The sequence below is a fragment of the Porphyrobacter sp. YT40 genome, assembly GCF_006542605.1.
GTDB lineage: Bacteria > Pseudomonadota > Alphaproteobacteria > Sphingomonadales > Sphingomonadaceae > Erythrobacter.
This window is the reverse complement of record NZ_CP041222.1, coordinates 1,719,672-1,733,845: the sequence shown is the minus strand read 5'-3', so window position 1 is coordinate 1,733,845 and position 14,174 is coordinate 1,719,672. Positions and strand designations below refer to the sequence as shown.

Here is a 14,174-nt window from a genome sequence, read left to right as displayed (position 1 = left end):
GGGGCGGGTGTCCGGCGCAAGCTGACATCCGCCCCTTTTTTTGTGACTACGGCGAGCGGTCGCCGGACGAAATCGCCATTGCGCAATTCAAGATTGATCGGATGTGCCTGGATCGGTTCCGTCTCCGCCCACGGCTGTGTAAAGCGTCACATAGGCCTGGGCCAGATCGGCATTGCCGTCGATCAGCGCCTCGCGACCCGAGATGAGCTGTCGCTGCACATCGAGAACGTCGAACAAGGAAGCCAAACCTTCGCGATAAAGCGCGTTGGACTGATCGAACGCCGCTTCGCTTTCACTTACCGCGCTTTGAAATTCGCGAGTCCGGTCTTTGGCTGCGCTGATGGCGGTCAGCGCGGTTTCGGTTTCGGCGAGCACTTCGAGCAAGGTCTGGCGGTAATCTGCTAATTCGGCTTCGAGCTCGCTCTGGGCAGCCCGGACTTCTGCTTGGCGTCGCCCCCCGTCGAGAACCGGAATGCCCAAGACCGCCGACAGGCCTGCAACGACTGACGAAAACAGCCCGTCTACGCTCCCGCCGCCCAAGGTGATGTTGCCGGGCAGTGACAAAGCGGGGAGCAGATCGGCACGTTCGATCCCGACCGTCGCGGCAGCTTGAGCCACCTCGGCCTCGGCCAGCAGCAGATCGGGCCGTCGACGCAAAAGGTCTGCCGGAACGCCGATTGCAGGGCCGGCGGCAAAGCTCGGAACTCTGGCATCGGCTCCGAATTCGGGAATTCCCGCAGGTGGCTCGCCTGTCAGCACCGCCAGTGCGTTGGCCGCCCGCGCTCGCGCCAGCAGTAACAGGCCACGTTGCGCCTCGGTCCGGGCAAGGTCTGCGCGTGCGCGCCTGACATCGAGATTGGACGACAGCCCTGCTTCATACCGCAAGGTCACGATCCGTAGCGTCTGGCGCTGCAGATCGGTCGATTCGTCGAGCAAACGCAGCCGGGAAGCGGTGCGTTTCAATTCGATATACTGGCTTGCCACGGCGGATGCGATCAAGCGGCGCTGATCGGCCACGAAATGCGCGGCGCCATCGGCGGCGGCTACTGCGGCTGCCCGTTCGGCCGCCAGCCGTCCGTTGATATCGACGACCCAAACCCCGCCGATCGCCGCCGTCGCACCGTCGCCGACGCGTCCGCCGTCGTCGAAGGCAGCATCGCCTGCTAGCTCGCCGTCGATAGTCGGAACAAAATCCGAGGTTTCGGCCAAGACGATGGCACGGGCGGCCGCCAGCCTTTGACGCGCAGCTTCGATCGACTGGTTGCGAAGCAGGGCCCGATTGACCAGCGCATCAAGTGTCGGATCGCGAAAACCCTTCCACCACACCTCGTCCAACCCCGGTTCGGGCCGTGCACCGGCAAAGTAATCGGCCGGGAGAGCTATGCCCGCACCCGGCTCCACGACGGGAATACGCGGCGATGCGCAGGCGCCCGCGAGCATGAGGATGGCCGTGGCAGAGGCGATCTTGACCAGTCTCACGCCATTGCTCCGGCGGCAGCCGTGCTTTCCTCGTCCTCACGCAATTCGCGTTCCAGCCGTGCCAGATCGACCCGGCGCGGACTGCTGAGCGGCGCGATCAAGGTGTAGAGCGCCGGCACCAGCAGCAACGTGAACACTGCCGCGATGCCAAGCCCGCCAAAGATCACCCAACCGATCGCCTGCCGCGCTTCTGCTCCGGCTCCGCTGGCCAGAACCAGCGGCACCGCGCCAAGAACGGTCGAAATCAGCGTCATCGCGATCGGCCGCAAGCGAATGGTTGCAGCCTCGCGGATCGCGGCGGCGACGTCGGCGCCTTCCTCACGGCGCTGGTCGGCAAATTCGACCATCAGAATACCGTTCTTGGCCATCAGCCCGATGAGCATCACCAACCCGATCTGCGAATAGATGTTGAGCGAGGTGCCCGACATGAAAAGCGCGAAGAGCGCGGCGGCAAGCGCGAAGGGGATCGAGGCAAGGATCACAAGCGGGCTCGCCAGGCTCTCGAACTGCGCAACCAGCACCAGGAACACAATCAGGATCGCAAAGCCATAGGTCAGCAGAAGTTCCTGCGAGCTCTCTTCGAGCTGTTCGGCTTCCCCCCGCAGGATGATCTCAATGTCGTCGGCCAGCACCTTGTCACCCAGACGCTGGATTTCGGCGACGGCTTCGGCGAGCGGGACGCCGGAAGCGACCGATGCGCTGACTTCGATCGCCCGGCGCTGCTCCGTCCGGTCGAGTTCGGCGGCGACGCCCTCTTCGTTAAAGCGGGTCAGCGAGGAAATGGGCACCAGCCCGCCGCTGCCGCTGCGGACATAGAGATTGCCGAGGTCGTCGGGCCGCGTGATCGCCACGGTCTTGGCGGTGAGGAAAATCGGGATTGCCTGATCTTCGATATTGAGATCGACCACCTCCGTCCCATCGACCATCGCCTGCAGCGTTACTGCGACCTCTTCCAGATCGACACCCAGCTCTGCCACCCGCTCCCTGTCGATCGCGATCGAAACCTGCGGCTGGGTTGGCTGGTAGGACAGTTCGGGATTGGACAGGATTGTCGATTCTGCCCCGATCGCGTCGGCCAGCGCCCGGGCCGAACGGTAGATGCCTTCGTAGCTGTTGCCGGTCAGCGCGACCTCGATCTCGCCGCCACCACCGCCGCCGCCGCCTCCCAAGGTGGAGCGGCCACGCGCCGATGCGCTCGATCCGGGGAGCGCTTCCAACGGTTCCTCCAGACCGGCGATGATGTCGCTCTGGCTTCGATCACGCTGCCCCCAGTCGGCGAGGTTGGCCGTGACCTGGATCAGATTGGGATCGTAGCGTCCGACGATCGAGAGCGTCGATTGGATCTCCCCACTCTCTTCCAGCGGATCGAGGATCGCTTCGATCTCGTCCAGTTCGCGGTCCATGTAGGCAAGGCCCACGCCGTCGGGCCCGCGCGCCCAGACATACGCGGTCGCGCGGTCTTCGTCGGGCACCAGTTCCTCCTCAATCTGCGTATAGACCAGGCCCGCACCCACCAGCGCCAGCAGCGATGCCCCCACAACCAGCCATGGGCGCGCGATACATCGGGCCACCATGCGGTCATATCGCTCGGCAAAGCGTTCGGCATGGGCCTGAAGCCGTGGGTTGGGCTCTGCCCCGTCGCCGGAAAGATCGATCCGGGCGGCCAGCGCGGGCACGAGCGACACCGCCACGAAGGTGGACAGGATCACGGCCATCGCCAGCACGAAACCGAATTCGCGGAACAGGCGCCCGGTTTCGGACGGCAGGAAGCTGATCGGTACAAACACCGACACCAGCACCGCAGTGGTTGCGATGACTGCAAAATAGACCTGCCGCGTCCCCAGCACCGCCGCTGCCTTGCGCCCCAATCCCTTTTCCTTCTGCAGCCGCTGCGCGTTTTCCAGCACCACGATCGCATCATCGACCACCAGCCCGGTCGCCAGCACCAGCGCAAGCAGGGTCAGCAGGTTGATCGAGAACCCGAAGGCCCAGATGCCGGCCACCACGCCTACCAAGGCGACCGGAATCGCAGTGCAGGGGATCAGCGTCGGCTTGAGGTGACCGAAGAACAGGAAGATCACTAGCATCACCACCGCCACGGTGATGACGAGCGTGACCAGCACTTCCTCCACCGACACGCGAATGAAGGTCGCGTCGTCGGAAATCACTGTGACGCTGATGTCGTCGAAACGCGCATCGAGCCGCTCGGCCGCCGCGCGGGTCTGGTCGGAAATGGCAATGGTGTTGGAATTGGCCTGACGGATCACGCCCAGTCCGATCACCGGATTCCCGTTGAGCCGCACGTAGGATGTGGCATCGGCCGGAGCGAAGAAGGCTTCGGCCACATCGCCGATCGTCACCTCACCCTGCACGACCACGGACTTGATGCGCTCGGGCGTGTCGGCGGTCGCCTCGGCGCGCACGATCAGCGTTTGTGCGTCCGAGTTGAACGAGCCCACCGGCGTATCGAACGGCGCCTGTGCGAGCGCGGCGGACACGTCGCTCATGGTCAGACGATACCGCGCCAGCAGCGCCGGATCGACCGCCACTCGCAGCTGCGTTTCGCGCGTGCCGAAAGGCTCGATGCTGGCAACCCCTTCGGCTGCGAGCAGTTCGGGGATGATGTCGTTCTCGACGATGCGGGTAAGCTCTGCGACGTCGTAGGCGTTGCTCTCCACCGCAAGCGTCATGATCGCTTCGGCATCCTGATCGGCCTTGACCACCCGCACCTGCTCGGTGCGCTCAGGCAGCTCGCGCGTGACCCGGCTGACGGCCTCGCGAACGTCGGAAGCGGCGGTGTCGAGGTCGACACCCGGGTTGAACTCGATGCGGATGCGGGTGTTGTTCTCTTCGCTTGAGGAGCTGATCTGCCGCACGCCGCTGACCCGCGCGGCTGCGTTTTCGAGCACGGACGTGACTTCGGAATCCATCGTCTCGGGCGCGCCGCCGGGCAGGGTCGCGCTGACGGTGACAATCGGCCGGTCGACATTGGGCAATTCGCGAACCTCGCTGCCCAGTAGGGCCGCCGCGCCGGCGATGACGATCAACAGGTTGAGCACCCCGACCAGCAGCGGCCGCTTTACGGCCAGGAGCGGGAGATCGCTGCGGGTCATCAGCCGGCCACCTCGACCTTGGCCGGGGCGGGCCTTGCCTGCTCGATCAGGCGCACCGCCTGCCCTTCCCGCACTTTCTGCACACCTTCGATGATGATCCGCGTGTCGGGCCCGATCTTGCCGTCGAGCAGCACGGTGCCTTCCCGCCGCGAGGTGATCGAGACCGGCACCCGCACGGCCTTGCCTTCACGCACCGCGAACACCGAAGAGCCCTCCCCGGTCCACATCACCGCCGCTTCGGGCACGGCCGGGCGCATCGGGCCGGTATCGGTGAAACGCACGCTGAAGCTCATACCGGGGCGGAAGCGGTCACCACGATTATCGATCGCGACCCGTGCGACATAGCTGCGCTGTTCCTGCTCGATCGTGCTGTCGACCGCTTCGATGGTGCTGGTGATCGCGGAGTCGGGCTCGGAAAAGGGCACCAAGTCTACGCTTTCCCCTTTGCTCAGGCGATTGAATACCGCTTCGGGCGCGTTGAAATCCACGAACAGGCGGCTGCGCTGGTCGATCTGGGCGATCAGCGTTTCGGGCGTCACGCGGTCGCCGGGGTCGATTTCGGAGAAGCTCACATGCCCGGCAAAGGGTGACCGGATCGTGCGCTCTGCCAAGGCGACAGCGGCTTGGTCGCGTTCGATCTGCGCGGCGGCGAGCGCGGTTTCTCCGGCTTCGATCTGGCTGTCCGAGAGCGCCCCGGTGTCTTCGATCCGGCGGTAACGGCCGAGCAGCTGACGGGCTTCTTCGACCCGAACTTCTGCCAATTTGAGCGCCAGCCGCTCCCGCCTTGCATCCAGCTCGATCAGCACCTGACCTGCGCGGACAAACCCCCCGGGTTCGAACCGCACTGCCGTCACCCGGCCGGAGACTTCGGCATAGATTTCAGCCGAGCGCGCTGCTCGGGCGGTGCCTACGGCTTCCAGGATGTTCTCATCCGGCAGGAACCTTACCGGCTCGGCCACGACCACAACCTCACGATCCGCGGGTCGATCATCGCCAGCCGAACAGGCGGCCAAGGCGGCGACCGCCGCCAACAACAAATACCTAAACATTCTCGGAAGGTGTCTCGTATCGGTGTTTCAACTTAGACCAACCCACAAGTTGTGCGTTGTGTTCCTGCAAGATTACGCGTTCGCAGATGGCGCATCCGGCGTGTGGATGAGCGACGCAAACTCGTCCCGCAACGGCCGGGTAGGCGGCGCGCGCCGAGGCAGCCGTTCGAGCGATCGTGGGCCGATCACAAAGAGTTGCCATGGATTTCGGTCGGTCAAGCCAGGTGTTCCCGGGCCGAACCTGCGGTCTGTTATCCAGTCATGAAACCATTCACGTCCAGCCAGTGGACAAAGGCGTCGAACCAGCGGTTGCTCGTCCGGTCGGGGTTGCCGAGGCCAAAACCGTGTCCGCCGTTCTGGTAGAGGTGGAATTCCACAGGGCGTTTCGCTTCGTACCACGACTGGATCAGGCCGGTCGTGCCGCCGTAGAGGAAATCATCGGCGGCGATGGCGACGAACATCGGCGGCGCATCGGCAGGCACTTGGACGGCATCCATTCCGCCATAGATCGGCGCGATGAAGGCGAGATCCATCTTTTCCGAATTGAGCGTGACGTGCATGGTCAGGCCGGCGCCGCCGGAAAAGCCCATCATGCCCAACCGCGACATGTCGACGTTCCATTCGTCGGCGCGCGCCGCGATCAGGGCGTAGGCCGCCTCGGCATCCGCCTGCTGGTTCGACAGGTCCCATCCCATCCGGCGTGCAGGCCGCGCCTCCGCGCCTTCATTCTCCGTCGCTGCCGCGTCGGCGAACGTCCGGTTCATCTCGGCACCGAACTGCTCGAGCGTCGGCGCGGTCGGGAACAGGCGATACTTGAGCACGAAGGCGGCAATCCCGCGTTCGTTGAGCGCGCGTGCGACCTCCCAGCCTTCGTTGCCCATCGAAAGCCAGCGGAAGCCCCCTCCCGGTGCGACGATCACAGCCGAGCCATTGGCGATCGCCGGGTCGGGCAGGAACGGCGTCAGCGTGGCGGTGGAAATGTTGCGCGCCATCGGATCGCCCCACTGCCGGAACCAGCTTTCTTCCGCCGGCTGGTTCGCGACGCCGCCCGTGTTCAGGGGAATGGCATCGGGCTCTGCCGGTGCCTCCATGGGATACATCGTTCCGTCCTGCGCAGCGGCAGCGTGGAGAGGCGCCGCCAGCAGGCAGGCGGAGATCAGGGCACTGAAGATATTCCTCATCGAGATGATCCTCGCGGTAGAATTTGGTCGGTTGGCGCAGGCTTCAGCCGACAATCCATACGGACACGGACCGCGCCGGGAGCACGGCAGTGAAGCGGTTGCCGTCCTGCCGGATCGTGGCCTGCCGGGGCGCGACAGCATCGGGCGCTGTGGCGGTGTTGCGCGAATCCATCGCGTCTCCGGACAATATCCGGCCCGCCGCGCGCTCGCCCGCTTTGCGGGGAATAGCGATGGCATGGGCGGCGGCCGGATCGGCATTGACCAGCGCAATCGCGAGCCTGCCGTCCTTCATCCGGCCCGCCGATGCGGACAGCGCCGGAACGCTGATCTTGCCATTGCTGTAGGTCGGGCTGTCCATCGCCACGCGCAGCGATTGCGCGTTCTGGAAGGGCACATACATTTCGAAGACGTGATAGGTCGGCGTCAGCGTCATCCGCTCCCCATCGACGAGGATCATCGCCTGCAGCACGTTCACCATCTGCGCGATGTTGGTCATCGGCACGCGATCGGCATATTTGTGAAAGATGTTGAGGTTCAGCGCGGCGACCACGCCATCGCGGATCGTGTTTTCCTGCCACAGCGAGGAACGCCCCTTGGTCTCGTCGAACCAAGTTCCCCACTCGTCAATGTAGAGCCCGTAATCGTCGGGCAGCTTTTCGTGGCTGTCGATCATCGCGATCGAGCTGGCGATCAGCCCGTCCATGCGCAGTGTCCGTTCCAGCGTGGACGCCCATTCGCTTTCGGGAAAGCCGGTGGCCGCGCCCTTGCGCGACCAGTCGCTGGTGGGAAGCGTATAGTAATGCAGCGAGATACCCTTCGACACCTCTCCGATCATCGGATGATCGAGCACTTCGTCGGAGAACTCCGGGTTGCCGTCATGGGCGCCAGCGACGATCATCACGGGCTTTTCCCCGTCGACGGTCATGAAGCTCGCCCAGTGCGCATAGAGGTCGGCGTAGTAGGCCGGCCGCATCCGTCCGCCGCAGCCCCAGGTCTCGTTTCCGATCGAGAGGTAATCGATCTTCCACGGCGCGGTGCGTCCGTTTGCCCGCCTCTCCTGCGCCAGCGCGGTCTGACCATTGCCGGTGATGTATTCCAGCCAATCGGCTGCCTCGTTCACCGTCCCGCTGCCGAGATTGACGTTGAGATAGGTCTTCGCGCCCAGCCGCTCGGCCAGATTGAAGAATTCGTGCGTGCCGAAGGTGTTGGGCTCCGCCGTGCCGCCCCAGGCCAGATTCACGCGCGGCGTGCGTTCTCCCACGCCGTCGCGCCAGTGATACAGGTCTGCATAGCACCCGCCGGGCCAGCGAATGACCGGCACTTTCAGCTTCTGCAGCGCGGCGAACACATCGTCTCGAATGCCGTCTGTGTTCGGGATGTCGCTGTCCTCGCCAACCCACAGTCCGCCATAAAGCTGCGTCCCCAGATGTTCGAGGAACTGGCCGTATACTTCCGGCTGGATCGTGCCGATCTCGCTGTCGCGTTCGATGGTGATCGTCGTCTGCGCGGCGGCCGGCATGGCCATGACCGCGCAAACCAACGCACCCGCCAAGGCGCTGCCCAACCGCATCATACCCTCTCCCTTTTTCTCTCGCGGCCAACCCTGCCACTGCGGATGCAGGCTAGGCAAGAACGAATTTGTCCGACAAAAGAAACGCGCAAGGTTCGGGAGGAAGAGAGATGATCAAAGCGTGGATTTCGGCCGTTGCCGCATTGGGTGCGATGGCCGTGGCGGCCTCGCCCGCGATGGCGGCGGAAGCGCATCGCACGATGGCCGGTGCGCTGGCCGACGGCACCCCGATCGAAGCGGTGACCCTGTCCAACAGCGCCGGCGTGTCGGCCCGCGTGCTCAGTTACGGCGCCACGCTTCAGTCGCTGGTCGCGCCTGATCGGGATGGTCGACCCGGCGACATTATCTTGGGCTACGACGATGCGGCGGATTACGAAGCATTGCCGAATTACTTCGGCGTCACCGTGGGCCGCTATGCCAACCGCATCGGTGGCGGGCGCTTCTCGCTCGACGGGCGCAGCTTTCAGCTGACGCAGAACGACGCGGCCAATTCGCTCCATGGCGGGGTCGAGGGCTTCGACAAGCGCGTGTGGCGGATTGCGGAAGTGAAGGACGGCCCGGTCGCGCGCGTCGTCATGACGCTCGACAGCCCCGACGGCGATCAGGGTTATCCCGGCAACGCCGCAGTGCGCGTGACCTACACGCTCGACGACGCGGGCGACCTCGGCATCCTGTTCGAGGTTTCGACCGACGCGCCCACGATCGTCAACATGACCAACCACGCGCTGTTCAACCTGGCCGGCGTCGGCGCGCCGCAGGGGGCGATGGATCACTGGCTGATGCTGCCTGCGCAGACCTACACCCCGGTGGACGAGGCGCTGATTCCCACCGGCGAGCTAGCGCCGGTCTCCGGCACGGTCTTCGACTTCCGCCAGCCCCGCCGGATCGAGGACGGTTTGCGCGGCGCCACAGACCCGCAGATCGTCATCGGCCGCGGCTATGACCACAACTGGGCGCTCGACAAGGGGCGCACGGCGCAGCCCGAACTCGCGGCGCGGTTGGTGCACCCGGCATCGGGCCGCGTGCTCGAAGTGCTGAGCACCGAACCCGGTTTGCAGTTCTATTCGGGCAATTTCCTCGTCGGAACCGTGGTGGGCAAGGGCGACACGGTCTATCGCATGGGCGACGGGATCGCGCTGGAGCCGCAGAACTTCCCCGACGCGCCCAACCACGCGAACTTCCCGAGCGCGCGGGTCGATCCGGGCAAACCCTATCGTCACCAGATGATCTACCGCGTGTCCACCGCTCCGGCGATGTAAGCGACAGACGGGCAGGCCCTATCCGTCGAAGGGCGGCGCGACCACGCTGCGACAGCGCATGAACGCGTCGGCCACCAGTTGCAGCGGCGTGAGGTCGGCATCGCTGCGACCGGCCGCGACTGCCTTTGCGAAGGCGGCGTAGATTTCCGCATATTCGCGGTCGTCCCCCTCGCTTTCGCCGTCCGGCGTGCGCAGGATCCGGCCACCCTGCGACAGGGTCAACCTTCCCTCGTCGGTGTCGATAGTGATATACCAGGTCTGCGGGCCTTCCTGCAAAAAATCCAGCGTCACGGTAACGGGCACGCCGGCAGTGTCGAGCATCCGGACATTTCCGGCGATGGGCGCAGCGCGATTTTCCGGCACGGCGAGATGCCCGCCTTCCACCATCAGCGGACGGGGGAGGATGCGTGTCGCGATCGACAGCGCATTGATGCCGGGGTCGAACACGCCGAAGCCGCCGGGCGCGAAGATCCAGTCCTGCCCCGGATGCCACACCCGCACATCCTCGCGCCAGTCGATGGCGACGCCAAGGATGGTCCTGCCCTGCAGCCATTCGCGCGCTGGTGCGACACCGTGGGCATAGCGCGAATGCCATGCGGCGAACAGCACCGCGCCGCTCTCCTGCGCGGTGGCGGCGAGCGCCTGCGCCGCGGTTACGGTCGCCGCCGGAGGCTTTTCGACCAGCACGTGCTTACCTGCGCCGAGCGCCATGTGGGCCAGATCGTAGCGTGCCTGAGGCGGCGTGCAGATAGCCACCGCGTCGATCGCGATATCGCTATCCAGCAGACTCGCCAGATCGCCGAAGTGGGGCACGCCGTCTCGCGGCTGTGCGGTCGGATCGACCGTCGCGGCCAAGACAAACCCGGCATCCCCATCTATCGCGGGAATGTGCCGGTCGCTGGCGATCTTGCCCAGCCCGACGATGGCGATCCGAATGGTCACAGCGTCCTCACCCGCACCGGTTTGTCGGCTTGTGCCGATACGCGCAAGGTGTTGATGAGCGGCAGGGTGAAGGGCGGCGCTTCAATTTCGAAGGTGTCGCCGTCGCGGGTGGCGAACCCATCGGCGAAACTGGCGGTCGACGTCCCGAAGAAATGAACATGGACGTCGCCGGGGCGGCAGAACAGATCATATTTGAAATGATGGTGTTCGAGGTTGGCGATGGTGTGCGCCATGTTCGCCTCGCCCGTCAGGAACGGCTTTTCCCAGGCCAAGCTGCCACCGCGCCGAATGCGGGCGGTGCCGCGAATATCCTGCGGCAAGGCGCCGACATAGAGTTCGGGACCGAGCGAGGCCTGACGCAATTTCGAATGCGCCAGCCACAGGTAATTGTGCTTTTCGGTGACGTGGTCGGAATATTCGTTGGCGAGGCAGTACCCCAGCCGACAGGGCGTGCCGTCCGGCCCGATCAGGTAGATGCCCGCAATCTCCGGCTCCTCCCCGCCGTCGAGCGCATAGGGCGGAACCCTGAGCGCTTCACCCGGCCCGGCAAGGTGCTGGCCATCGCCCTTCCAGAACCATTCGGGCTGCTGGCCGATCACGCCCGGCTCCGGCTTGCCGCCTTCGAGCCCTTCGAGGAACATCCGCATGGAATCGGTCGCATCGCCAGCGGCGGCGGCCTTGTGCATCCGGTCGCGCCCCTCCGCGCTGCCGAGATGGGTAAGGCCGGTGCCCGCAAGCGTTAGATGGGCAGTGTCGGGGTGATCGATGGGCGCAAGCAGCCGACCGGCTGCCAGTTCTTCAGCAGGGTCGACGCGCTCCCCCCTGTCGGCCTGCGCCACGGCTTTGGAAAGCGAAATTCCGCTGGCAATCGCACGGGTCGCCAAGTCCAGCGTCGATTCGAACCCTTCGACCACCGCGGTTTCGCCATCGAGCGTTGCCAGAACCTGCCGCCGCCCACCCGGCGTGCGGCGCTGTAGAAGCATCATTGCGCATCATCTCCTTTATCCCGTTCGCCGCCATCGAAAGCGTGGAGAGCGATCCGTGTCGGCGGCCCAGACGGGTCGAATTTGATCGAGAAACGTGACTGGTGCGCGCTTGCCAAAGGCTGCCACGCGCCGCCCATGGCGGCGAAATAGAAGCGGTATTCGCCGCGCTGCCGCTCGATCCGCAACCGCACCTTGTCGCCGAAGCTGCCGGGCAGTGGCGCGGTGGCGATCAGTCGTCCCGCATAGGCCACATCGCCCGCTTCGTGCACCCGCACCGCGACCAGATCGGCCGGCGTGATCGGCTCGGTCTGCAGCGATATCCATCGCTCGCCATCCTGCACGACCGCGAGACCGGCGACGTCGCCGTCGGCAATCTCGGCATAATCGAGCACCGCGTCGGCAATCATGTCGCCGCCGGGGTCGGCAATGGCGTGCATTGATGGTGCTTCGTCCGACAATAGATTGGCTGTTGCCGTCAGCTCGATGCGATCATGCCCGACAGCAACGCCCGACCCATTGGTGATCACAATCGCGCTGAAGCGCGCCACCGGTGCCGGTTGAGCGGCAAGAACGGCCCCCGACAGGCAGACCGCGGCAATCATCGGCAGGCGCTTCACTGTGCAAGAGTTCCCGCCTGTGTCTGCTCGACCGGAAGGATGCGGCCCTCCTGATCGAAACGCAGCCGCTCGACCGCAACGGCACGGCGGCCAAGACCGCCCGGCTGATCCCCGACCGTCAGCGTTCCGACATGATAGAACAGGTACCATTCGCCCTTGAACTTCGCGATCCCGGGATGGATCGTGAAGCTGTTGGCGGCACTGCCGGTGATCTCACCCCGCCGCACCCATGGCCCGGTGATCGACGGAGCGGTGGCATAGGAAATCCGCTCGTCCGGGCCCAGCCGCTGATCCATCGAGGCATAGGCGAGGTAGTAGGTGCCGTCTCGTTCGAACACCCACGGCCCTTCGACGAAATCCGGCAGTGCGATCTGCCGGATCGGGCCGGCAAAGCTGACCATGTCGTCCGCCAGTTCGGCCATGTAGAGGTTGGCGTTGCCCCAGAAGAGGTAGCTTTTCCCATCGGCGTCGGTCCACACGGTCGGGTCGATATCGTCCCAGTGATGCGGCCCTGCGGTATCTTCGTTCTTCACCAGCGGGCGGCCGAGAGCATCGCGGAACGGGCCGAGCGGATTGTCCGCCACCGCGACGCCGATGGCCTTGCCATGACTGCCCTGCGCCTCGTCATGCTCGACCGCCGTGTAGAACCAAAAGCGACCGTTCTTTTCGTGCACCTGGCTGGCCCAGGCATCGCGCGAGGCCCAGCTGAAATCGGTCGGGCGCATGATCGGCCCGTGATAGGTCCAATCCTGCATGTCGGTGGTCGAATAGGCGAGCCATTCGGTGATGTTGAACATCTGCTCGCCGCGCGCTTCGTCGTGGCCGACATAGAGGTAAAGGCGGTCGCCGACGACGAGCGGCGCGGGATCGGCCGTGTGTCGATCCCGGATCAGGGGATTTCCAGCGTTCGCAAATCTGGCCAGTCCCACAGGCGCGGTAGCCACCGTGCAACCGCTTGCCAGCGCGGCAGCCGTCAAGACCGCCAGCGCGGTGATGGCACGCCGTTTCGTTGCTCCGAATGCTCGCAAGCGTTGCATTGTCACAGCCGTTCTCTCCAAACCAATCGTTCATTACTCCGACAAATCGAAGTGTCAAAGTTTCATGAAACGCGCAGGCCTGACGTGTCAGGCGGATTGATTTGCCGGCGGGGGGACGCATAGATGGCATCATGCGACAGCAAACCAGCCCGGCGCCGACCAAGCGGGACACCAAAGTCCCCGGCAGATCGCGCGCGCCTGCGTTTGACGATACTCCGAAAACGAGCGGTCGGCGCGTGCGGGGTGCGATCTTCGATTATCTGGGCGAACTGATCGTCACGGGAAATGCAGGCGTGGGAGATACCCTGCCCGGCGAGGTCGAAACTGCGGAGCGGCTCGACATCTCGCGCGGCACCTATCGCGAAGCGGTGAAGATGCTGGCGGGCAAGGGGCTGGTCGAAAGCCGGCCCAAGACGGGCACCCGCGTGCTTGAGAGATCGCGCTGGAATCTGCTCGACCCGGACGTGCTGCGCTGGGCCTTCGCCGGTCACCCCGACCCCTCCCTCGTCGCCGACCTGTTCGAGATGCGCGGCGTGGTCGAACCTGCCATCGCCCGGCTGGCTGCAACGCGCCGCACCGACGAGCAGGCGCAACGGATGCGGGACGCGCTGGCGATCATGGCTGCCAAAGGCCTGCGTTCACGGGCCGGGCGCGATGCGGATCGGTTGTTCCACGAAACGCTGCTGGAAGCCTGCGGCAACGAAGTGATGCAATCGCTCGGCGCCAGCATCGGCGCGGCGGTTGCTTATACGACCCTGTTCAAGAAGCGCGCAGGCGGCCTGTCGCGCGACCCGGTGCCCGATCATCAGCGCGTGATGGAAGCCGTCGACGCGCGCGACCCCGACGCCGCCGAACGGGCCATGGCGGAGCTGCTGCTGCTCGCCCGGCAGGACACCGACCAGGCTTTGCAGGATTTCACCCCCCCGCAAAAGCGCGCCTGA

General features: G+C 65.1%; 11 protein-coding genes. 2 read left to right on the top strand and 9 right to left on the bottom strand.

Annotated elements, in window-relative coordinates:
- Window positions 1-87: 87 nt before the first annotated feature.
- The 5 genes from E2E27_RS08060 to E2E27_RS08040 form a co-directional block, all read right to left on the bottom strand.
- Window positions 88-1,479 (bottom strand): TolC family protein, encoded by a 1,392-nt coding sequence (locus E2E27_RS08060; protein ID WP_234036243.1) that lies wholly within the window; start codon window positions 1,477-1,479, stop codon window positions 88-90.
- Window positions 1,476-4,592, bottom strand: coding sequence for an efflux RND transporter permease subunit (locus tag E2E27_RS08055; RefSeq protein WP_141458458.1), 3,117 nt, complete (start codon window positions 4,590-4,592; stop codon window positions 1,476-1,478). Before E2E27_RS08055 ends, E2E27_RS08060 begins: the two co-directional genes overlap by 4 nt.
- Window positions 4,592-5,641, bottom strand: coding sequence for an efflux RND transporter periplasmic adaptor subunit (locus E2E27_RS08050; RefSeq protein WP_141458457.1), 1,050 nt, complete (start codon window positions 5,639-5,641; stop codon window positions 4,592-4,594). The genes E2E27_RS08055 and E2E27_RS08050 overlap by 1 nt, the downstream gene beginning before the upstream one ends.
- Before the next feature lie 251 nt (window positions 5,642-5,892).
- On the bottom strand, window positions 5,893-6,822 hold the full coding sequence (locus E2E27_RS08045) for an alpha/beta hydrolase (protein WP_141458456.1): 930 nt from the start codon (window positions 6,820-6,822) through the stop codon (window positions 5,893-5,895).
- A 43-nt stretch (window positions 6,823-6,865) separates the two neighbouring features.
- Window positions 6,866-8,347, bottom strand: a complete 1,482-nt coding sequence (locus E2E27_RS08040; RefSeq protein ID WP_181443625.1) for an alpha-N-arabinofuranosidase — start codon at window positions 8,345-8,347, stop codon at window positions 6,866-6,868.
- 155 nt (window positions 8,348-8,502) lie between these two features.
- Here E2E27_RS08040 and E2E27_RS08035 point away from each other — a divergent pair, with 155 nt between their 5' ends.
- A complete protein-coding gene (locus E2E27_RS08035; protein WP_141458454.1) occupies window positions 8,503-9,651 on the top strand; it encodes an aldose epimerase family protein in 1,149 nt (382 codons plus the stop codon).
- 18 nt (window positions 9,652-9,669) lie between these two features.
- On the opposite strand, the gene E2E27_RS08030 is transcribed toward E2E27_RS08035, so the two are convergent.
- Genes E2E27_RS08030 through E2E27_RS08015 form a run of 4 tightly spaced genes read right to left on the bottom strand, consistent with a single transcriptional unit; the run spans window position 9,670 to window position 13,140 of the window.
- Window positions 9,670-10,593, bottom strand: coding sequence for a Gfo/Idh/MocA family protein (locus E2E27_RS08030; RefSeq protein WP_141458453.1), 924 nt, complete (start codon window positions 10,591-10,593; stop codon window positions 9,670-9,672).
- A complete protein-coding gene (gene araD1, locus E2E27_RS08025) occupies window positions 10,590-11,579 on the bottom strand; it encodes an AraD1 family protein (RefSeq protein ID WP_141458452.1) in 990 nt (329 codons plus the stop codon). Before araD1 ends, E2E27_RS08030 begins: the two co-directional genes overlap by 4 nt.
- Window positions 11,576-12,196, bottom strand: coding sequence for a beta-xylosidase family glycoside hydrolase (locus E2E27_RS08020; RefSeq protein ID WP_141458451.1), 621 nt, complete (start codon window positions 12,194-12,196; stop codon window positions 11,576-11,578). The genes araD1 and E2E27_RS08020 overlap by 4 nt, the downstream gene beginning before the upstream one ends.
- A complete protein-coding gene (locus E2E27_RS08015) occupies window positions 12,193-13,140 on the bottom strand; it encodes a family 43 glycosylhydrolase (RefSeq protein WP_234036242.1) in 948 nt (315 codons plus the stop codon). Before E2E27_RS08015 ends, E2E27_RS08020 begins: the two co-directional genes overlap by 4 nt.
- A 329-nt stretch (window positions 13,141-13,469) precedes the next feature.
- On the opposite strand from E2E27_RS08015, the gene E2E27_RS08010 reads away from it, so the two are divergent.
- Window positions 13,470-14,174 carry a FadR/GntR family transcriptional regulator gene (locus E2E27_RS08010; RefSeq protein WP_234036241.1) on the top strand — a complete coding sequence of 235 codons (705 nt, stop codon included), beginning with the start codon at window positions 13,470-13,472 and terminating at the stop codon, window positions 14,172-14,174.

Bases quoted from the DNA above. Each gene is read 5' to 3' on its own strand.
- E2E27_RS08050 (WP_141458457.1), bottom strand. From the start codon at position 5,641: ATGTTTAGGTATTTGTTGTTGGCGGCGGTCGCCGCCTTGGCCGCCTGT.
- E2E27_RS08055 (WP_141458458.1), bottom strand. From the start codon at position 4,592: ATGACCCGCAGCGATCTCCCGCTCCTGGCCGTAAAGCGGCCGCTGCTG.
- E2E27_RS08045 (WP_141458456.1), bottom strand. From the start codon at position 6,822: ATGAGGAATATCTTCAGTGCCCTGATCTCCGCCTGCCTGCTGGCGGCG.
- E2E27_RS08035 (WP_141458454.1), top strand. From the start codon at position 8,503: ATGATCAAAGCGTGGATTTCGGCCGTTGCCGCATTGGGTGCGATGGCC.
- araD1 (WP_141458452.1), bottom strand. From the start codon at position 11,579: ATGATGCTTCTACAGCGCCGCACGCCGGGTGGGCGGCGGCAGGTTCTG.
- E2E27_RS08040 (WP_181443625.1), bottom strand. From the start codon at position 8,347: ATGGCCATGCCGGCCGCCGCGCAGACGACGATCACCATCGAACGCGAC.